Source organism: Pseudomonas sp., from assembly GCF_035497915.1.
GTDB lineage: Bacteria > Pseudomonadota > Gammaproteobacteria > Pseudomonadales > Pseudomonadaceae > Serpens.
On record NZ_DATJCS010000001.1, the window covers coordinates 1 to 18,503 of the forward strand.

The 18,503-nt window shown below is 68.3% G+C and carries 19 protein-coding genes and 1 tRNA gene; 12 read left to right on the forward strand and 8 right to left on the reverse strand.

Annotated features, from left to right (window positions below):
* The first annotated feature begins 717 nt into the window (after window positions 1–717).
* The gene (locus tag VL129_RS00005; RefSeq protein ID WP_325408784.1) at window positions 718–1,302 is read left to right on the forward strand and encodes an IMPACT family protein; all 585 of its coding nucleotides are present in this window, start codon (window positions 718–720) and stop codon (window positions 1,300–1,302) included.
* A 48-nt stretch (window positions 1,303–1,350) separates the two neighbouring features.
* On the opposite strand, the gene VL129_RS00010 is transcribed toward VL129_RS00005, so the two are convergent.
* From VL129_RS00010 to VL129_RS00025, 4 genes are all read right to left on the reverse strand, one after another.
* Complete coding sequence (locus VL129_RS00010) at window positions 1,351–1,821, reverse strand: copper chaperone PCu(A)C (RefSeq protein ID WP_325408786.1); 471 nt, start codon at window positions 1,819–1,821, stop codon at window positions 1,351–1,353.
* A 51-nt stretch (window positions 1,822–1,872) separates the two neighbouring features.
* On the reverse strand, window positions 1,873–2,226 hold the full coding sequence (locus VL129_RS00015) for a DUF2946 family protein (protein WP_325408788.1): 354 nt from the start codon (window positions 2,224–2,226) through the stop codon (window positions 1,873–1,875).
* A gap of 58 nt (window positions 2,227–2,284) precedes the next feature.
* The gene (locus VL129_RS00020; RefSeq protein WP_325408950.1) at window positions 2,285–4,180 is read right to left on the reverse strand and encodes a propionyl-CoA synthetase; all 1,896 of its coding nucleotides are present in this window, start codon (window positions 4,178–4,180) and stop codon (window positions 2,285–2,287) included.
* 109 nt (window positions 4,181–4,289) lie between these two features.
* Window positions 4,290–5,459: a Bcr/CflA family multidrug efflux MFS transporter gene (locus tag VL129_RS00025; protein ID WP_325408790.1), complete on the reverse strand. Its 1,170-nt coding sequence runs from the start codon at window positions 5,457–5,459 to the stop codon at window positions 4,290–4,292.
* Between the two features lie 128 nt (window positions 5,460–5,587).
* Here VL129_RS00025 and VL129_RS00030 point away from each other — a divergent pair, with 128 nt between their 5' ends.
* The 3 genes from VL129_RS00030 to cueR all read left to right on the forward strand — a co-directional run bounded on the left by VL129_RS00030 (window position 5,588) and on the right by cueR (window position 9,075).
* On the forward strand, window positions 5,588–6,205 hold the full coding sequence (locus tag VL129_RS00030; protein WP_325408792.1) for a TetR family transcriptional regulator: 618 nt from the start codon (window positions 5,588–5,590) through the stop codon (window positions 6,203–6,205).
* Between the two features lie 67 nt (window positions 6,206–6,272).
* On the forward strand, window positions 6,273–8,651 hold the full coding sequence (locus VL129_RS00035; protein WP_325408794.1) for a heavy metal translocating P-type ATPase: 2,379 nt from the start codon (window positions 6,273–6,275) through the stop codon (window positions 8,649–8,651).
* A 4-nt stretch (window positions 8,652–8,655) separates the two neighbouring features.
* Window positions 8,656–9,075: a Cu(I)-responsive transcriptional regulator gene (gene cueR / locus VL129_RS00040; protein WP_325408796.1), complete on the forward strand. Its 420-nt coding sequence runs from the start codon at window positions 8,656–8,658 to the stop codon at window positions 9,073–9,075.
* Window positions 9,076–9,243: 168 nt separating this feature from the next.
* On the opposite strand, the gene bfr is transcribed toward cueR, so the two are convergent.
* Together bfr and VL129_RS00050 are read right to left on the reverse strand one after the other, a co-directional pair.
* A complete protein-coding gene (bfr, locus tag VL129_RS00045; RefSeq protein WP_325408798.1) occupies window positions 9,244–9,711 on the reverse strand; it encodes a bacterioferritin in 468 nt (155 codons plus the stop codon).
* Between the two features lie 335 nt (window positions 9,712–10,046).
* Window positions 10,047–11,327: an acetyl-CoA C-acetyltransferase gene (locus VL129_RS00050; protein ID WP_325408800.1), complete on the reverse strand. Its 1,281-nt coding sequence runs from the start codon at window positions 11,325–11,327 to the stop codon at window positions 10,047–10,049.
* A 160-nt stretch (window positions 11,328–11,487) separates the two neighbouring features.
* Between VL129_RS00050 and VL129_RS00055 the strand changes: the two genes are divergently transcribed.
* A complete protein-coding gene (locus VL129_RS00055; protein ID WP_325408802.1) occupies window positions 11,488–12,834 on the forward strand; it encodes a 3-oxoacyl-ACP reductase in 1,347 nt (448 codons plus the stop codon).
* On the opposite strand, the gene VL129_RS00060 is transcribed toward VL129_RS00055, so the two are convergent.
* A complete protein-coding gene (locus VL129_RS00060) occupies window positions 12,831–13,838 on the reverse strand; it encodes an AraC family transcriptional regulator (protein ID WP_325408952.1) in 1,008 nt (335 codons plus the stop codon). The genes VL129_RS00055 and VL129_RS00060 overlap by 4 nt on opposite strands.
* 182 nt (window positions 13,839–14,020) lie before the next feature.
* Between VL129_RS00060 and VL129_RS00065 the strand changes: the two genes are divergently transcribed.
* From VL129_RS00065 to VL129_RS00095, 7 genes are all read left to right on the forward strand, one after another.
* Window positions 14,021–14,878 (forward strand): MaoC family dehydratase, encoded by an 858-nt coding sequence (locus VL129_RS00065; RefSeq protein ID WP_325408804.1) that lies wholly within the window; start codon window positions 14,021–14,023, stop codon window positions 14,876–14,878.
* 172 nt (window positions 14,879–15,050) lie between these two features.
* The gene (locus VL129_RS00070) at window positions 15,051–15,356 is read left to right on the forward strand and encodes a nucleotide pyrophosphohydrolase (protein ID WP_325408806.1); all 306 of its coding nucleotides are present in this window, start codon (window positions 15,051–15,053) and stop codon (window positions 15,354–15,356) included.
* Window positions 15,353–16,105 (forward strand): methyltransferase domain-containing protein, encoded by a 753-nt coding sequence (locus VL129_RS00075; protein WP_325408808.1) that lies wholly within the window; start codon window positions 15,353–15,355, stop codon window positions 16,103–16,105. Before VL129_RS00070 ends, VL129_RS00075 begins: the two co-directional genes overlap by 4 nt.
* A gap of 24 nt (window positions 16,106–16,129) precedes the next feature.
* Window positions 16,130–16,717 carry a DUF4136 domain-containing protein gene (locus tag VL129_RS00080; RefSeq protein ID WP_325408810.1) on the forward strand — a complete coding sequence of 196 codons (588 nt, stop codon included), beginning with the start codon at window positions 16,130–16,132 and terminating at the stop codon, window positions 16,715–16,717.
* Window positions 16,718–16,751: 34 nt separating this feature from the next.
* Window positions 16,752–17,312 carry a DUF4136 domain-containing protein gene (locus VL129_RS00085; protein ID WP_325408812.1) on the forward strand — a complete coding sequence of 187 codons (561 nt, stop codon included), beginning with the start codon at window positions 16,752–16,754 and terminating at the stop codon, window positions 17,310–17,312.
* A gap of 10 nt (window positions 17,313–17,322) precedes the next feature.
* Complete coding sequence (locus tag VL129_RS00090; protein WP_325408814.1) at window positions 17,323–17,688, forward strand: DsrE family protein; 366 nt, start codon at window positions 17,323–17,325, stop codon at window positions 17,686–17,688.
* Entirely contained in the window at window positions 17,685–18,149 is a 465-nt protein-coding gene (locus VL129_RS00095) for a glycine cleavage system protein H (protein WP_325408816.1), read from the forward strand. The genes VL129_RS00090 and VL129_RS00095 overlap by 4 nt, the downstream gene beginning before the upstream one ends.
* 256 nt (window positions 18,150–18,405) lie before the next feature.
* Here VL129_RS00095 and VL129_RS00100 read toward each other — a convergent pair.
* Window positions 18,406–18,501: transfer RNA gene (locus tag VL129_RS00100), tRNA-Sec, on the reverse strand.
* Window positions 18,502–18,503: the final 2 nt, after the last annotated feature.

Below are 18,503 nucleotides of genomic sequence, written 5' to 3' on the forward strand. Positions count from 1 at the left end.
ACTATCACTCGATGCATCCACAAGCACCCACACGAATTGCTTGATTCAGTTGTTAAAGAGCGTTTCGATCTGACCGAAGGTCTCAACCGAGGCCGCGCATTCTACAGCGGCCGTTTTGCTTGTCAAGCGTTGTTTTGAAAACTTTTCGTTTCAACTCAACTGCTTACCACTGCGAACCGAATCAACCCAGCTCGCTAGCGGGAGGCGAATCATACAGCGCCAAACGACACTGTCAACCCCGCCCCGACCAGCAGCCCGCTTCCTCTAGCGAGCATTCCAACTCAGACCCGAACATTCAACTCATTGATTTACAAGGAGTTTTCAGCAGCTCTGCGCTGGAAGTGGGGCGCATTATAGGGCTGTCATTTCTGGCGTCAACGGATATTTGTAGTTTTATTACAAAAACAGCCGCGCGGTTACGGTGAGCCTCACGAAGGCGGCTAGCGAAGCGCTCGGCCAAGGCCGTAATCGTGAGGCTCAGGCCAGAACGGCACTACCATCCATGACACAGTCCCGAATACCCATACACTTGATGATCGCCATCACCATTGCACCGCGGCACGCATACATCGTCGCGGCACACAAACAGCATGGCGCTTGCCCCGACCTTGCCAGCCACCTAAAGTCCGCCCAGCCGAAGGGCACCGCCGTCCCCCGTACCCCATCCCCACGAATTTTTCGCGGCCCCAGGCCGCCCCCTCCGGCTCGGATACCCCCATGACCTGGACCCTGAGCGCAGCCTGCGAATACCAGGAAGACATTCGCAAGAGCCGCTTTCTCGCCCTGGCCGCCCCGGCCACCGATGCGGCCGCCGCGCAGGCCTTTCTCGCCGCCCACAGCGACGCCGCCGCCTCGCACAACTGCTGGGCCTGGAAGGTCGGCCAGCAATACCGCTTCAATGATGACGGTGAGCCCGGCGGCACCGCTGGACGTCCGATTCTGGCAGCCATCGAGGGGCAAGGCTTCGATCAGGTGGTGGTGCTGGTGATCCGCTGGTACGGCGGCATTCAGCTCGGCACCGGCGGGCTGGCGCGCGCCTACGGCGGCTGCGCCGTGAAATGTTTGCAGGGGGGCCAGCGTCAGCCGCTGATCGAGCGCATCGGCCTGTGTTGTCGCTGCGGCTTTGCCGAGCATGCGCTGGTGCGTCAGCGGCTGCTGGACGCCGAGGCGCTATTGGAACGCGAGGAATTTCTCGGAGATGGGGTGGAACTGCACTTCCGCCTGCCGCCCGATCGGCGGGAAGCACTACAGCAGCAACTCGCCGACCTGAGTCGCGGCCGCATCATCCTTCGGGAACCGTGACAAGCAACGGAAGCCGCGGCGCTGCCCACGCCACGGCATCCGCACCCATCAATGACCGCGATGCCCGCCCTGCATGGCGGGTGCGGGCGCCATGCGCAGCACCGGCACCTCGACACGCAGCTCGCCGGCCTTCTCGAAGCGCAGCGTTAGCGGGAAATGCTCGCCTTCCTTCAGCTGGCGCGGCAGTTCGAGCAGCATCACGTGATAACCGCCCGGCTGAAAGCTCACCTGACCGCCCGCTGGCAACGGAATACCGCCCGCCACTTCACGCATCTGCATCACCCCGCCGACGTGGGCGTGCTCGTGCAGCTCGGCCCGCCCGGAGATGGGCGCGCTGGCGCCGATCAGACGATCCGCCTGGTTTCCCGGATTGTGCAGCACGAAATAGGCGGCCGCGGCCGGCGCAGTGGGCGGCATCGCCCGCGACCAGGGCTGCTCGACCTGGATGTCCTGGGCCTGCGCCACGACGGAAGACAAGCAGAGCGCCGCGCCGAGCAGCGCGCGTTGGAATTTCAGCATGATGAACACCTTGATCGAATGAATGAGTAACGTATTGGCCACCGATGAGGATCAAGGCGCGCGCGGACAGGCCAGGGTGAAACGGCGACGCGAGCGCCGAACGGCACGTCCCGCTAGCAGGAGAAGCCCGGTTCCCGCCAGCATCGGCCCATCCGCGCTCCAGCCGCCATCGCTTACCCCGGGGTTCTGGCACAGCGGACAGCTCCAGTCATCCTGCGGTTCCGCGCCCTCTGCCGGAGACGCATCGAAACCCGCACCATCACTGGAACAGATGCCTCCCGCCAGCCCGCTCAGCGCCAGGGCGCTGGCCTGACCGTGCCGCACGCCGCAGAAATGCTGGCTCAGCAGCACGCTCAGGCACAGCGTCCAGAGCAGCAGGGGATGGATTCGACGGGCGGCAATCATGCCCGCGACTCTACCAGCCCCGGGCCCGACTGCAAGAACCGCCACAAGCGACCCGATGTCACGGGGCAGCCGCCGCCCCATCGCCACGCAGCGCCACCGCCAGCTCTTCCAGAATGGCGGGATCGTCAATCGTCGCCGGCGGGGCGCAGGGCTCGCCGGCCGCCATCTTGCGCAGCACGGCGCGCAGGATCTTGCCCGAGCGCGTCTTGGGCAACCGGCGCACTATCTGTACGTGTTGAAAGCAGGCCAGCGCGCCAAGCTCCTCGCGCACCCTGACCGCCAGTTCCGCGCGCAGGGTATCCGGATCGATCTCGACACCCTCCTTGCACACCACCAGCGCCAGCGGCAGTTGGCCCTTGAGCGCGTCCGGCACGCCGATCACCGCGCATTCGGCCACCGCCGGATGGCGCGCCACGCGATCCTCCATCTCTCCGGTGGACAGCCAATGACCGGCCACGTTGATGACATCGTCGGTGCGGCCCATGACGTAGACAAAACCGTCGGCATCCAGGTAGCCACCGTCGCCGGTCAGGTAATGCCCGGGCATCGCCTGCAGATAGGCCTGCCGGTAGCGTTCGGGATCGTTCCACAGCGTCTGCGCACACCCCGGCGGCAACGGCAGCGAAACCACGATGGCGCCCTCCTGGCCGGCATCCAGCAGCTCGCCCTCCTCGTTCACCACCAGCACGTGGTAGCCCGGTACCGCCGCGTTGCTCGAACCGACCTTGCGTCGATAGTCGTCCAGCCCCACGCAGGGCGCGGTCACCGGCCAGCCGGTCTCGGTCTGCCACCAGTGGTCGTGCACCGGCCGGGCGGTCTGCTCCTCGAGCCACTGGTGCGTGCTGGAATCCAGCCGCTCGCCGGCCAGGAACAGGGCGCGCAGCGAGCCGAGATCGTGGCGCCCGAGCAGCTCGCCGCGCGGGTCCTCCTTGCGCACCGCGCGAATGGCGGTCGGCGCGCAGGTCAGCGCATTCACCCGGTACTCCTCGATCACCCGCCAGATCGCCCCGGCGTCCGGCGTGCGTACCGGCTTACCCTCGTAGAACACTGTGCTGCAGCCCGCCATCAGCGGGCCGTAGACGATCATCGAATGGCCGACCACCCAGCCGATGTCCGACAGCCCCCACCAGACGTCGCCCGGCCGCATGCCGTAGACCCGCTCGAAGCAGTAGCGCAGCGCCACCGCGTGGCCGGCGTTGTCGCGCACGATGCCCTTCGGCCGCCCGGTGGTGCCGGAGGTATAGAGGATGTACAGCGGATCGCCGCCGAGCACCGGCACCGGCTCCACGGCCGACGCCTGCGCCACCTGTTGCGCCCAGTCCAGATCGCGGCCGTCGCGCAACGCCGCCGGCGCCTGCGGACGCTGCAGCACCATCACCCGTTGCGGCGGGTGCTCGGCCAGCGCCAGCGCCTTCTCCACCAGCGGCTGGTAGGCAATCACCCGATCGAACTCCAGGCCGCAGGAGGCGGTCAGCAGCAGCTTGGGCCGGGCATCGTCGATACGCACCGCCAGCTCCTGCGGCGCGAAGCCGCCGAACACCACCGAATGCACCGCGCCCAGGCGCGCGCAGGCCAGCATGGCCATGGCCGCTTCCGGCACCATGGGTATGTAGATGATCACCCGGTCACCCTTCTCCACCCCCAGCGCGCGCAACGCACCGGCCAGCCGGGCCACCTGATCGCGCAGTTGGCGATAGCTGTACTGGCGCTTCTCGCCGCCCACCGGCGAGTCGTAGAACAGCGCTGGCTGATCACCTCGACCCTGTTCCACGTGCCGATCCAGGGCCAGATGGCAGCTGTTGAGCAGCGCATCGGCAAACCAGCGGTGCGTTCCATCGTCCAGCGAGCGCAGGGTTTCCCGCGGCGCTCGGAACCAGTCCAGATCCCGCGCCTGCTCGGCCCAGAAATCGGCGGGTTCCGCCAGTGAACGCCGGTAATCCTGCAGATAACCCATCTCCATGCCTCACGCCATGCGCTATCGATGGCTTCGAGTATGGTTCGCCAGCGGCCGCTCGCCAGCCTGCTTAGGTTCTGGACAGAACCTAGATCGGGATGGGAAAGCGCTATCGGGCTTCTACCTGACCGCTGTACCAGGCCAGCAGCGCCGCCAGCAGTGCGCAGCCGGCGATCACCAGGGCCATCGGCAGGGCGCTGCCATCATGCAGCACGCCGACCAGCGCACTGGCCAACGCCGCCACGGCGAACTGCAGGCTGCCCATCAGCGCCGAAGCGCTGCCGGCCTGACGGCCCTGGCGGGCCATGGCACAGGCGGCGGCATTGGGCAGGATGCAGCCCAGGCAGCCCATGGCGACGAACAGCGGCAGCATCAGCAGCCACAGCGGCGCCTGCCAGGCCGCGAACGCCAACAGCAGCAGCGCGCAGAACAGGAACAATGCGCTCAACCGGCGCAGCCAGAAACCCGGACCCCGAAAGCGCATCAGCCAGGCGTTGAGCTGGGCGGCGAGGATGAAGCCGGCGGCGTTGACGCCGAACAGCCAGCCGTAATGCGCGGCAGGCACGCCGTACAGCTCGATGAACACGAAGGGCGAGCCGGCCACGTAGGCGAACATGGCGGAAATCGACAGCCCGCCTGCCAGGGCGAAGGTGAGAAACTCGCGGTCGCGGAACAGCCCCAGGTAGCGCCCCAGGCTGCCACGCAGCGGCAAGCGCTCGGCGCCGGCCGGCAGGGTTTCCGGCAGCCAGCGGTACAGCGCCAGACCGACCAGCGCGCTGAACAGCGTCAGGCAATAGAAGATCGACCGCCAGCCGAACAGCTGCAACAGCAGGCCGCCGGCCAGCGGCGCGAGGATCGGCGCCACGCCCATCACCAGCATCAGCTGCGAGAACACCTTGGCGGCGTCGCGCGGCTCACAGAGATCGCGCACCACCGCGCGCGAAACCACCATGCCGGCGCAACCGCCCAGTGCCTGAGCCAGGCGCGCGACGATCAGCGCATCGAGGCTCGGCGCCAGCGCGCAGGCCAGCGAAGACAGCACGAACAGCGTCACGCCGAACAGCAGCGGCCCGCGCCGGCCGTAGCGGTCGGCCAAGGGCCCGTAGATCAGCTGGCCGAACGCCAGGCCAATGAAATACACCGCCAGCGACTGCTGCACATGCTCGACATCGGTGCTGAATGCCTGGGCCAGGGCGGGAAAACTGGGCAGATAGAAGTCGATGGCCAGCGGGCCGAAGGCCGACAGGGCACCAAGGATCAGCAGCAGACGAAGAGGCATGAGCTACAAATTTCCTGAGTAAGCGCGCCGCGAGGGGCAGCGACTCTCTTACATACATTGACGTTTGTAAATGGCGAATCGACAATGCCGTCTCCTTTCCTGACTGCCCGAGGCCCCGGACCCACCCCATGCGTCGAACCAAAGAAGATGCCGAGAAGACCCGCGCCGCCATTCTGAACGCCGCTGAGCAACTGTTTCTCGAACGCGGCGTGGCGCACACCAGCCTGGAACATATCGCCCGGGCCGCCGGGGTCACCCGTGGCGCCGTCTACTGGCACTTCCAGAACAAGGCCGACCTGTTCAACGCCATGCTCAACCAGGTGCGCCTGCCGCCGGAACAGATTGCCGAAAAGCTCAGCGCCGATCCGCAACTGTCGCTGGGCTCGTTGCGCGACATGTGCGTCAGCGGCCTGCAGATTTTGATGCAGAACGAGCAGAAGCGCCGCATCTTCACCGTGCTCATGCAGCGCTGCGAGTTCACCGATGAGCTGCGTCCGGCCGAGGAGCGTCACAACCAGTTCATCAACCAGTTCATCGCCATCTGCGAGCGCCTGCTGGAAGACTGCGAACGGCTTGGCCAGTTGCACCCGGGCATCAACGCCCGTCAGGCCTCGCGCGCGGTACATGGCCTGCTGATCGGCCTGATCGGCGACTGGCTGCGCGACCCGCAGCAGTTCGACCCGCAGACCGATGCCGGGCCGATGTTCGACGCGCTGTTTCGCGGTCTGATTCGCGAGCGCGCCTGAACGGTGGAACGCTTGACCTTGCCATGAGGTCAAGGTCGAGCATAGGGTGACTCGCAAGGAGGAACCCATGTCCGCCACCCTCGATTTCCCCATCAGCGGCATGACCTGCGCCAGCTGCGCCGGCCGTGTCGAACGCGCCCTGAACAAACTGGCCGGCGTGCGTCACGCCGAAGTCAACCTGGCCAGCGAGCGCGCCCGCGTCGAAAGCGACGGCGCCACGCTGGACGAGCTGATCGCCGCCGTCGAGCGCGCCGGTTACCAGGTGCCGGCGCGCAGCCTGGAACTCGCCATTACGGGCATGACCTGCGCCAGCTGCGCCGGACGGGTCGAACGCGCGCTGCGCAAGGTGCCTGGCGTGCGCGCCGCCACCATCAACCTGGCCGGCGAGCGCGCCCATGTGCAATTGGTCGGCGAGGTGCGCGACGCCGTTCTGATCGCTGCCGTCGAGAAGGCCGGCTACCAGGCCAGCCTGACCGACCGCGCCAGCGCCGAGGGCGCGGACGCCGAACAGCGCCTGCGCCGCGAACGGCTGGCGGTGATTCTTGCCCTGCTGCTGGCCGCGCCACTGGTGATTCCCATGTTCGGCGACCTGTTCGGCCAGCACTGGATGCTGCCGGCCTGGGCGCAGTTCCTGCTCGCCACGCCGGTGCAGTTCATCCTCGGCGCGCGCTTCTACCGCGCGGCCTGGAAGGCGGTGCGCGCCGGCGCCGGCAACATGGACCTGCTGGTGGCCATGGGCACCAGCGCCGGCTACGGCCTGAGCCTGTACCAATGGTGGGCCGCCCCGGCCGGGCAGATGCCGCATCTGTATTTCGAAGCCTCGGCGGTGGTCATCGCCCTGGTGCTGCTCGGCAAGTATCTGGAAAGCCGTGCCAAGCGCCAGACCAGCGCGGCGATCCGCGCCCTGGAAGCCCTGCGCCCGGAGCGTGCGCGGCGGCTGAGCGAAGGGCGCGAGGAAGAGGTGCCGCTGGCCCTGCTGCAGCTGGGCGACGTTGTGGTGGTGCGCCCCGGCGAGCGCTTCCCGGTGGACGGCGAGGTGGTCGAGGGCGAAAGCCAGGCCGACGAGGCGTTGATCAGCGGCGAAAGCCTGCCGGTCGCCAAGCAGCCCGGCAGCACGGTTACCGGCGGCGCCATCAACGGCGACGGTCGCCTGCTGGTACGCACCCAGGCCCTCGGCGCGGAAAGCGTGCTGGCGCGCATCATCCGCCTGGTGGAAGACGCCCAGGCCGCCAAGGCGCCGATCCAGCGCCTGGTCGATCGCGTCAGCCAGGTGTTCGTGCCGGCGGTGCTGCTCATCGCCCTGCTCACCCTGGGTGGCTGGCTGCTGGCCGGCGCCGCGCTGGAAACCGCGCTGATCAACGCCGTGGCGGTGCTGGTCATCGCCTGCCCGTGCGCCCTCGGCCTGGCCACCCCGGCGGCGATCATGACCGGCACCGGCGTGGCCGCCCGCCACGGCATCCTGATCAAGGACGCCGAGGCCCTGGAACGCGCCCACGCGGTGACGGTGGTGGCCTTCGACAAGACCGGCACCCTGACTTCCGGCCGCCCGCGCATCGTGCACCTGCACGCCGTCGATGGCGACGAGGCCGAGCTGCTGCGCCAGGCCGGCGCCCTGCAGCGCGGCAGCGAACATCCGCTGGCCCGCGCGGTACTGGACGCATGCGCCGAACGCCAGCTGGAGGTACCGCAGATCCGCGCCAGCCAGGCCCTCGGTGGACGCGGCATCGCCGGCGAGCTGGACGGCCGGCGCCTGGCCCTGGGCAACCGGCGGATGCTGGAGGAACAGGGCCTGCAGCCCGGCGCCCTGACCGCACAGGCCTCCGACTGGGAAGCCGAGGGGCGCACCCTGTCCTGGTTGATCGAAACGGCGCCGCACGCGCGCGTGCTGGGCCTGTTCGCCTTCGGCGACACGCTCAAGGACGGCGCCGCCGCCGGCGTGGCCGCCCTGCAACGGCGCGGCATCCACACCCACCTGATCAGTGGCGACAACCGTGGCAGCGCACACAGCGTGGCGAAGCAGCTGGGCATCGAACAGGTGCATGCCGAAGTGCTGCCGGCCGACAAGGCCGCCGAAGTGACCCGACTGAAGAACGGCGGCGCGGTGGTGGCCATGGTTGGCGACGGCATCAACGACGCGCCGGCGCTGGCCGCCGCCGACGTGGGCATCGCCATGGGCGGCGGCACCGACGTGGCCATGCACGCCGCCGCCATCACCCTGATGCGCGGTGACCCGCGCCTGGTGCCGGCGGCCCTGGAGATCAGCCGGCGCACCTACGCGAAGATCCGCCAGAACCTGTTCTGGGCCTTCATCTACAACCTGATCGGCCTGCCGCTGGCGGCGCTGGGCTTCCTCAGTCCGGTGGTGGCCGGTGCGGCCATGGCGCTATCCAGCGTCAGCGTGGTCAGCAACGCGCTGCTGCTCAAGCGCTGGAAACCGAAGGAGTGACGCGATGAACATCGGCCAGGCGGCGAAGCACAGCGGCTTGTCGGCGAAGATGATCCGCTATTACGAATCCATCGGCCTGCTGCGCCCGGCCGGGCGCAGCGCCAGCGGCTACCGCACCTATGGCACGGACGACCTGCATCGCCTGGGCTTCATTCGCCGAGCGCGGGACCTGGGCTTTTCGCTGGAGGAAGTGGGCCGCCTGCTGAGTCTCTGGCAGGACCGCCAGCGCGCCAGCGCCGACGTGAAGGCCCTGGCCAGCGCCCATGTGCAGGAACTGAACCACAAGATCACCGAGCTCAGCGAACTACGCGACACCCTGCAATCGCTGGTCGAGCATTGCCACGGCGATGACCGACCGGACTGCCCGATACTCAGCGAGCTGGAATCCGGAAGCTGTTGCGATCCGACACGGCACAAAGCGTAGGGCGATCGGCGCCGTTCTGGCCGCCGTGGGGCCGCATCGGTGGACAAGAACGGCGTTGTCCACCCTACGTGGTGTTGCGTCCGGCACCGGTCAGCGTCTTCTGGCTGCCTCAAAGGTCCGTGATGTACCTGTAGGGCCGGCTTTATGCCGGCCAGTGGAGTCCCGCCATCAGCTCATCTGCGATTGCAGGTAATTCTGCAGACCCACGCGATCGATCAGCCGCAGTTGCTGTTCCAGCCAGTAGGCATGGTCTTCCTCGGTATCGTGCAGCTGCGCCACCAGCAGGTCGCGACTGACGTAGTCGTTCGCTTGCTCGCACAGCTCGATGCCCTTGGCCAGCGCGGCGCGCACGCTGTACTCCAGCGCCAGGTCGCTGCGCAGCATGGTTGGCACGTCGGTGCCCGGGTGGATGGCTTCCGGCGTCATGTCCGGGGTGCCTTCCAGGAACAGGATGCGCTGCAGCAGCACGTCGGCGTGCTGGGTTTCCTCTTCCATTTCGTGGTTGATGCGCTCGTAGAGCTTGGTGAAGCCCCAGTCGGCATACATGCGCGAGTGCAGGAAATACTGGTCACGCGCGGCCAGCTCGCCCTTGAGCAGGGTTTTCAGGTAGTCGACAACGTGCGCTTGGCCTTGCATGGTTCCACTCCTCGGGGCGCTGACTGACCCTGGCAAGCTTCGGCCTGTCTCCGCCCGAGGTCAAGACACGGCTTACCCACAAAGCCTGGGGATAACCCCGTGGAGAAGCTGTCCACCGAACCCTTCCGACCCGGTGGCTGCGGGGGCTGCCCTCAAATCGTGCACTTCTTGTCCAAGTGCTTGTTGGTAAAGGGAAAATCCGCAGGCCGAAATCCACAGGCAGCGATCCCTTTACCCACAAAGCCTGGGGATAACTCCGTGGACAAGCTGTCAGCCGAGGCCGCTCACGCCCGCCACGCGGGCCCCGGCCTCGGATTGTGCAGGTTTTCGCCAGTTCAGCTCTCCAGGATGGCGACCACACCCTGCCCACCGGCGGCGCAGATGGAGATCAGTCCGCGCTTGCCCGGGCCGGCCTGATGCAGCAGCTTGGCCAGGTTGGCGACGATGCGCCCGCCGGTGGCGGCGAACGGGTGGCCGGCGGCCAGCGAGCTGCCCTTGACGTTGAGCTTGCTGCGGTCAATCGAACCCAGCGGCGCATCCAGCCCCAGGCGCGTCCTGCAGTACTCGGCGTCTTCCCAGGCCTTGAGGGTGCACAGCACCTGGGCGGCAAAGGCCTCGTGGATTTCGTAGTAATCGAAGTCCTGCAGGCGCAAGCCATGACGGGCCAGCAGGCGCGGCACGGCATACACCGGCGCCATCAGCAGTCCCTCGGCGCCGTGCACGAAATCCACTGCCGCCGCCTCACCGTCGTTGAACCAGGCCAGGATCGGCAGGCCGCGCGCCCTGGCCCATTCCTCGCTGGCCAGCAGCACCAGCGAAGCGCCATCGGTCAGCGGCGTGGAGTTGGCGGCGGTGAGGGTGCCGCTTCCGCTCTTGTCGAACACCGGCCTCAGGGTGGCCAGCTTGTCCAGGTCGATATCCGGGCGCAGGTTCTGGTCGCGGCTCAGGCTGCCGAATGGCGTGAGCAGATCGGTATGCCAGCCCTCCTCGTAGGCGGCGGCCAGCTTGCGGTGGCTTTCATAGGCCAGACGGTCCTGCTCGTCGCGGGGGATCTGCCAGTGCTGCGCCATGCGCTCACAGTGCTCGCCCATCGACAGCCCGGTGCGCGGCTCGCCGTTGCGCGGGATGTGCGGTGCCAGGTGGCGCGGGCGCACCTTGAGCAGGCTTTTCACCTTGTCGCCGGTGGACTTGCCGCGATTGACCTCCAGCAGGATGCGCCGCAGCCCTTCGTTGACGCCGATCGGCGCGTCCGACGTGGTGTCCACCCCGCCGGCGATGCCGCAGTCGATCTGCCCGAGGGCGATCTTGTTGGCCACCAGGATCGCCGCTTCCAGGCCGGTGCCGCAGGCCTGCTGCAGGTCGTAGGCCGGCGTCTGCGGCGCCAGCCGCGAGCCGAGCACGCATTCGCGGGTCAGGTTGAAGTCGCGGGAGTGCTTGAGCACCGCGCCGGCGACCACTTCGCCGAGGCGTTCGCCATGCAGGTTGAAACGCTCGATCAGGCCTTCCAGGGCCGCGGTGAGCATCTCCTGGTTGCTGGCGGTGGCGTAGACGGTGTTGGAACGGGCGAACGGGATGCGGTTGCCGCCAACAATGGCGACCCGGCGCAGCTGGGCCATGAACGGACTCCTGGCAGGTGGGGAAGGCGGCTGTAGGCTAGCGACCCGCGCGCGCGTCGCATTGGCCGCCTCGCCAGCTGACCGGTCAGTCCGGTCAATGCGGGATGCGCGCCAGCCGGTAGAGTGCACGCCATTCTGCCCCCTGCCGGAGTCATTCCCCATGTCCGACCGCTATCTGGAATTCGCCAACTCGACCCTCGGCCGCCGCCTGGTCGGCGCGGTCGGCCTGCCGCGCCCGACCCGCCTGGAGCGCTGGGTCAGTGGCCGGTCGCGGCCGGTGGACGGGGCGATCCTGCTCGGCGGCGGAGCGCTCGCCGGCACGTTGGCCGGCAGCCTCAAGCGCCTGAGCAACGAGCTGTATGCCGATCGCGACGGTTTGGGCGAACTGACACGCTGGCCGGGCGTCGGCAAGCTCAAGGCGCTGGTGTTCGACGCCAGCGCGCTGAACAGCCCCGAACAACTGATCGAGCTGCAGCGTTTCTTCCAGCCGGCGCTGCCGCACCTGGCCAGTTGCCCGCACATTCTGGTCATCGGCCGCGCGCCGGAGTCGCTCACCGATCCCTTCGCCGCCAGCGCCCAACGCAGCCTGGAAGGCTTCACCCGCTCGCTGGCCAAGGAGGTGCGCCGGGGCGGTACCGTGCAACTGCTGTATGTGGCCGACGGCGCCGAGGACCAACTGGAAGGCGCGCTGCGCTTCTTCCTCTCGCCGAAGAGCGCCTACGTGTCCGGTCAGGTGATCCGCCTGCAGGCCAATCGCGCCCAGGTCAAGGACTGGAGCCGCCCGCTGGCCGGCAAGCGGGCGCTGGTCACCGGTGCCTCGCGCGGCATCGGCGCGGCCATCGCCGAAACGCTGGCCCGCGATGGCGCCGACCTGCTGCTGCTCGACGTGCCGCAGGCCGGCACCGCGCTGGAAGCCCTGGCCGCGCGCCTGGGTGGCCGCGCCCTGGCACTGGACATCTGCGCCGAGGACGCCGCGCAGCGCCTGGTCGAAGCGCTGCCGGACGGCGTGGACATCGTGGTGCACAACGCCGGCATCACCCGTGACAAGACCCTGGCGAAGATGAGCGAGGAACAGTGGAACGCGGTGATCGACGTCAACCTGCGCGCCCCGCAACGCCTCACCCAGGCGCTGCTGGACAGCGGCACGCTGCGCGACGAGGGTCGGGTAGTGCTGATCGCCTCGATCAGCGGCATCGCCGGCAACCTCGGACAGACCAACTATGCGGTCAGCAAGGCCGGCCTGATCGGCCTGGCCCAGGCCTGGGCGCCGCTGCTGGCGCCGCGTGGCATCACCCTCAACGCGGTGGCGCCGGGCTTTATCGAAACGCAGATGACCGCCGCCATCCCCTTCACCATCCGTGAAGCCGGCCGGCGCATGAACGCGCTGAACCAGGGTGGTCTGCCGCAGGATGTCGCCGAGGCGGTGGCCTGGCTGGCCCAGCCGAGCAGCGGCGCGGTGAGTGGCCAGGTGCTGCGCGTCTGCGGACAAAGCCTGCTGGGCGCTTAGGACACTCGGGCGGCGGCCTTGCCGCGGCGGCGGAATTCCACCGGGGTTTCGCCGACCCAGCGCTTGAAGGCGCGGTAGAAGGTGCTCGGTTCGGAGAAGCCGGTGCGCTCGACGATCACCTCGATGCGCTCATCGGTCTTGAGCAGCAGGTCCTTGGCCAGTCGGCAGCGGTAATCGGTGACCAGGTCGTTGAAGCGCACGCCGGCCAGCGACAGGCGTTCGCGCAAGCGGCGGGTGGGCATGTTCAGGCGCGCCGCCACCTGCTCCAGGGTGGGACCGCCGTCCAGCAGCAACTGACCGATCAGCTCGCGCACCTGGCGCACCAGATCCAGGCGCTCCACCTCGTGCAGCTGGCGACGCGCCAGCGATTCGTGCATGCGCAGCAGGTCCGGCGCGGCATGCCGCGAGGGGCGCTCCAGTACGCTGGCGTCGAACACCAGCGCATAGCGCGGCTCGCCCAGGCGGGTCGGACAGCCGTATACCTCGGCATAGCGCTCGGCCGGCGCGCCCTGGCCATGCATGAGCTGCACTTCCAGCGGCCGGAATTGCCCGTCGGTCAGCGCCGCGAACAGGCGAATCGCCGCGCCGGCCAGCATCTCCGGAAAGTGCCGGGACAGGTTGGGCGTCGCGCCCAGCACCAGCACCGCCCGGCCGTCGCCGGTTTCCAGGCTGGCGGACAGGGTGTCGGAGAGCAGACGGGCATAGCGCAGCGCATGCTGCAGGCCATCGCCGAAGGTCGGGCTGGAGAGAAACAGGTATTCGAGCAGCAGGCCGTGGTAGGGCGCCAGGTGCGCCACCAGATGCAGCCCCACATGCTCCTCGCCGCACGCTTCGGCGCAGGCCTGCCAGAACGGCGCCTGGGCGCTGTGGGGAAAACGCCCCTGCGGCAAGCCCTGCGCCGGCAGGCCCAACTGGACCAGCACGGGGGCCGGATCGACACCGCTGGCACGCAAAGCCTCGATCACCGGGCGCAACAGCGCCGCGTCATCGGTCAGATCTCGCATCGTCATTTTTGATTTTTCTTGTGAGGCGTGACGCCCGCATCTTAGACAGCTTTTCGCCAGGTGCTCAAGGCGACGGCGCTGCGGAATGGCTGCTGCGTCACCCTTGCGCGACAGTCTGGCCAATGCCAGCACCGGCAAAGCCCGGGAACCTGTGCGGTCATCGGAATCAAGGAGAGTCACCGATGCTGACCGACTGGCAAGAACTGCCGCGCGCCCCCGCCCTGCCCGGCCTGTTTGCCCGCGCCGCCCTGCGCCGGGGCACCCGGGGCACCACGCTGCCCCGGCGTGGCCTGGCCTGCAGCGTGAGCGTGGACCCCGGCAATCTGGCGCGCTACCGCGAGCTGTGCGGCTTCGCCGACGATGGCCGACTGCCGCCCAGCTACCCGCATGTCCTGGCCTTCGCCCTGCAGATGAAGCTGCTGACGGCCAGCGATTTTCCCTTCCCGCTGCTCGGCCTGGTGCATCTGGAGAACCGCATTCGCGTGCTGCGCGCGCTCGGTGGACTGGGACCCTTTCGCATCAGTGTCACCACCGAGCGGCTGGCACCCCACGACAAGGGCGTGACCTTCAGCATCGTGACGCGCCTGGAAGATCAGCTCGGCCTGCTCTGGGAAGGCGACAGCCGCATTCTCTATCGCGGCCTGCGCCTGGACGGCACGCCGCCAGCACGGGTCGAGCCGGAACCCCTGCCCCTGGAGGAAATCGCGCACTGGAAGGCGCCGGCGGACATCGGCCGCCGCTACGCGCGGGTGGCCGGCGACTTCAACCCGATCCACCTGACCGCACCGACCGCCAAGCTGTTCGGCTTTCCCCGCGCCATCGCCCATGGCCTGTGGAACAAGGGTCGCGCGTTGAGTGCCCTGGGCGAGCGCTTGCCGGATAGCGGCTATGAGGTGGAGGTGCGCTTCCAGAAGCCGGTGCTGCTGCCCGGCGAGGTGCGCCTGCTGGCCAGCACCCCGGCACCGGAGGGGCAGTTCGTACTGCGTGGCCGTGATGACCTGCCGCACATGAGCGGCGCTTGGCGGGCGACGCCAACGTAACGTGGGCTGGACCGGGCCACCGCCCGGCCTGCTGTTGTAGGAGGGGCTTTAGCCGCGACGTTCGTGGGCACCCGGTCGCGGCTAAAGTCCCTCCTGCCAGCCGGGTGCTGGCCCGGGGTTATCCCCGTCGGCATCTTCCGGGATAATCCCCGGCTCGCACCCCGGAGCCGCCATGAATCTCGACGCCCTCACCGCCCGCCTGCACGCCATCCGCGACGCCAACGACTGGCGGCGCTTCCACAGCCCGAAGAACCTGAGCATGGCCGCCAGCGTGGAAATGGCCGAGCTGGTGGAAATCTTCCAGTGGCTGGGCGAGGACGAGTCGCGCCACCTGTCGCCTGAGCAACTGGAACATGCCGGCCAGGAAATCGGCGACGTGGTGCTCTACCTGCTGTTGCTGTGCGCGGAGCTCGGCCTGGACCTGGACCAGGTGGTGCGCGCCAAGCTGGCCGATACCGAACGGCGGTACGGCAAATGAGCGACCGCCACTTCGACGAACTGGCGACGCGCTTCGCCGAGAAGATATACGGCGGCGCCAAGGGCGCCATCCGCCTGGCCGTGCTGCAGGCCGATCTGACCGAGGCGTTGCCCGCGCGGCCGCTGCGCGTGCTGGACGTCGGCGCCGGGCTCGGGCACATGAGCCTTTGGCTGGCCGGCCAGGGTCACCAGGTGACCCTCGCCGAGCCGGCCGCGCCGATGCTCGATGGCGCGCGCGAGCGCTTCGCGACGGCCAACCTGCCGGCGCAGTTCATCCAGGCCTCCTGGCAGGAACTGGCGGCGCAGGCCCACGAACCCTACGACCTGGTGCTCTGCCACGCCGTGCTGGAGTGGCTGGCCGAGCCGGCCGCCATCCTCGCGCCGCTACGCCAGCTGACCGCCGAAGGCGGCTGGCTGAGCCTGGCGTTCTACAACCGCGACGCACTGATCTACCGCAACCTGCTCAAGGGCCACTTCCGCAAGCTGCGCAAGGAGCGGTTCGCCGGTGAGGGGCAGAGCCTGACGCCGCAGCGCCCGCTCGCCCCCCGCGAGCTGGAAACGCAACTGGCGCCGCACTGGCGCATCGAAGCGCGCAGCGGCGTGCGCGTGTTCCACGACTACATGCCGGCGGAGTTCCAGGCCAAGGCCGCGCTCGACGACCTGCTGGAGATGGAACTGACCTATCGTCGCCATCCGGCCTTCATCGGGCTGGGTCGCTATCTACACTGGGTGTGTCGCCCCGTTGTATGACCGTGCGGGGTGTGGGAGTCGTGTATGCCCCGTTCAGTCCTGCTGGTCCTGTATGCGCTGCTGGTCGCCTGCCAGACAACCAGCAGCACCTCTCCCACCTCATTGCCGGCGCAAGCCGGCACCGACAGCCCGGATGTCGTCCAGCCCGCCCCCGGGGCGTATTACCCGGCGACCCCGCGTGATTACGCCGCCTACCGCACCTGGCGATGGCAACAGGAGCCGACCGGCAGCGCCCATTACAGCGCCACGCAGGTCCGCGACGCCGTCACCGCCGAGCTGGAACGGCTCGGTCTGCGTGAACGCCACGACGCCAGCGCCGACCTGACGGTCTGGGCCGAGCTGTTCCAGACCAGCCGCCTGCAACAGGTCGTCGAGCCTTACGGCGGCAGCCAGGGTTTTGCACCTCACGTCGGCGCCTTCGGTGGGGGATGGAACGCCATGCCCAGGGTCTACGCGTATCGGCGCAACATACTGGTCATGAACCTGGAGCTGCGCGACAGTGACGATGGCCAGGCGGTCTGGCGTGGCCATGGCGAGTCCCCCGCCGATGGCGCCGACCGAACCAAGCTATACCAGGCCGCGCGCAGAGCGCTGTCCGGCTTTCCGCCGTAGACTGACCGGCGTCACCGAACCGGAGGTTACCGCCATGCCGTACCGCCTCTTGCTGATTCCCCTGTTCGTGGTGCTCGGCGCCTGCCAGAGCACCATGGAGCTGGATTACGACCCCAACCGCGACTTCGCCGCCTACCGCAGCTGGAGCTGGCAGGAGCCGGCGGTGCGCTACCGTCCGGACGACCCGGTGATCAAGAGCGACCTGACCGAGCAGCGCATCCGCGACGCGATTGGCCAGCAACTGGAACAGCGTGGCCTGCGTCAGGCGGCCAGCGACCAGGCCGACCTGAAGGTGCAGGCCTGGTTCAGCGTGGAGCGCCGTCAGGACAGCTACACCACCTACTACGGCGGCATGTTCATGGGCTACCCGGGCGGCTGGTGGGGCGGTCCCAGCTACGCGCAGACCAACCAGTACGAATACCGGGTCGGCATCCTGCAGGTCGACCTGCTGGACGGCCGCGATGGCCGGCTGGTGTGGCGCGGCAGCGACGAGCAGGTGTTGTCGCGCCGCCAGCAGAGTCCCGGCGAACGTACCGCGCTGATCCACGAGACGGCGGCGCGGGTGCTCAGCCAATATCCGCCACGCGCGCGCTGACGGAGGCGACATGGACAGTCGCGACATACTGATCCTGGTGAGCAGCGGACCGAGCACCCCGGCCCGTTGCGCCGCGCCCTTTCACATCGCCACCCTGCTGGCCTGCATGGATGCGCGGGTCACGCTGTTCCTCACCGGCGAAGCCACGCAGCTGGCCCGGCGCCAGGTGGCCGAAACGCTGCGCCCCATGGCCGAGGGCGAATGCGTGCTGCACTTCATCCGCCAGGCCAAGCAGGCCGGCGCCCGCCTGCTGATGTGCCGCCAGCCGGGCGTGGCGCTGGACGAGGCCGCGCTGATCGAGGAGCTGGACGACATCTCCAGCGGCGGTGAACTGGCGCGGCTGATTCTCGAAACGGAAAAGGTACTGAGCTTGTGAATATCCACGGACTGGAATTCCCCGACGATCTCCATTACGCCCCAGCGCTGGGCCTGTGGCTGCGCGAGGAGGCGGACGGCCAGCTGACACTCGGGCTGAACGCCTACGGCTGCGCGCTGTATGGCGAGATCTTCGCCTTCACCCCCAAGCGCCTCGGCGCGCGCATCGAGGAAGGGCGCAGCTTCGGCGTGCTGGAGTTCGCCAAGGCGGCCACCTCCTCACGTTGCCCGCTGGGCGGCGAGCTGCGCGCGGTCAACGAGGCCCTGGAGCAGCGGCCGGCGCTGATTCATCGCGACTGCTACGGCGCCGGCTGGCTGGTGCGCCTGCGCCCGAACGACTGGCCCGCGCAGCGCCAGCGCTTCCCCCAGGGTGAAGCGGCGCGCGCGGCGCTGGAGGAACAGATGCGCCTGGATGGCTTCGACCCGGACAACCCGGCAGTGCAAGCGTTGAAGTGGAAATGAGGTGGAGTGGGGACCGGCCGGATCGCGGCTGAAGCCGCTCCTGCAGATCCTGTGCTTTGTAGGAGGGCAGCGACAGGTCCGGCTGGGTGTAGGGCCGGGTTTATCCCGGCCAACCGGGGGCGGGAACGAAACACGGGTGTGGCCGACGCGCCGTCGGCCGGCGTAAAGCCGGCCCTACAAGGTTCCATCCAAAAACATCTCGGAGCGCGTAGGACGGTCAGCGCCGTTCTGGCCGCCGTTGGCACCCGCACCGAATTGGCGGAAGGCAGTAGGAGTCGAACCTACCCGGGAGCGGCTGCCGCCCCCAACTGAATTTGAAGTCCAGCCGCGCCACCGGACACGCTTGCCTTCCAG

Excerpts from the sequence above, each read along its gene's own strand:
- VL129_RS00005 (WP_325408784.1), top strand. The coding sequence starts at position 718 with ATGACCTGGACCCTGAGCGCAGCCTGCGAATACCAGGAAGACATTCGC.
- VL129_RS00010 (WP_325408786.1), bottom strand. The coding sequence starts at position 1,821 with ATGCTGAAATTCCAACGCGCGCTGCTCGGCGCGGCGCTCTGCTTGTCT.
- VL129_RS00015 (WP_325408788.1), bottom strand. The coding sequence starts at position 2,226 with ATGATTGCCGCCCGTCGAATCCATCCCCTGCTGCTCTGGACGCTGTGC.
- VL129_RS00020 (WP_325408950.1), bottom strand. The coding sequence starts at position 4,180 with ATGGGTTATCTGCAGGATTACCGGCGTTCACTGGCGGAACCCGCCGAT.
- VL129_RS00025 (WP_325408790.1), bottom strand. The coding sequence starts at position 5,459 with ATGCCTCTTCGTCTGCTGCTGATCCTTGGTGCCCTGTCGGCCTTCGGC.
- VL129_RS00030 (WP_325408792.1), top strand. The coding sequence starts at position 5,588 with ATGCGTCGAACCAAAGAAGATGCCGAGAAGACCCGCGCCGCCATTCTG.
- VL129_RS00035 (WP_325408794.1), top strand. The coding sequence starts at position 6,273 with ATGTCCGCCACCCTCGATTTCCCCATCAGCGGCATGACCTGCGCCAGC.
- cueR (WP_325408796.1), top strand. The coding sequence starts at position 8,656 with ATGAACATCGGCCAGGCGGCGAAGCACAGCGGCTTGTCGGCGAAGATG.
- bfr (WP_325408798.1), bottom strand. The coding sequence starts at position 9,711 with ATGCAAGGCCAAGCGCACGTTGTCGACTACCTGAAAACCCTGCTCAAG.
- VL129_RS00050 (WP_325408800.1), bottom strand. The coding sequence starts at position 11,327 with ATGGCCCAGCTGCGCCGGGTCGCCATTGTTGGCGGCAACCGCATCCCG.
- VL129_RS00055 (WP_325408802.1), top strand. The coding sequence starts at position 11,488 with ATGTCCGACCGCTATCTGGAATTCGCCAACTCGACCCTCGGCCGCCGC.
- VL129_RS00060 (WP_325408952.1), bottom strand. The coding sequence starts at position 13,838 with ATGCGAGATCTGACCGATGACGCGGCGCTGTTGCGCCCGGTGATCGAG.
- VL129_RS00065 (WP_325408804.1), top strand. The coding sequence starts at position 14,021 with ATGCTGACCGACTGGCAAGAACTGCCGCGCGCCCCCGCCCTGCCCGGC.
- VL129_RS00070 (WP_325408806.1), top strand. The coding sequence starts at position 15,051 with ATGAATCTCGACGCCCTCACCGCCCGCCTGCACGCCATCCGCGACGCC.
- VL129_RS00075 (WP_325408808.1), top strand. The coding sequence starts at position 15,353 with ATGAGCGACCGCCACTTCGACGAACTGGCGACGCGCTTCGCCGAGAAG.
- VL129_RS00080 (WP_325408810.1), top strand. The coding sequence starts at position 16,130 with ATGCCCCGTTCAGTCCTGCTGGTCCTGTATGCGCTGCTGGTCGCCTGC.
- VL129_RS00085 (WP_325408812.1), top strand. The coding sequence starts at position 16,752 with ATGCCGTACCGCCTCTTGCTGATTCCCCTGTTCGTGGTGCTCGGCGCC.
- VL129_RS00090 (WP_325408814.1), top strand. The coding sequence starts at position 17,323 with ATGGACAGTCGCGACATACTGATCCTGGTGAGCAGCGGACCGAGCACC.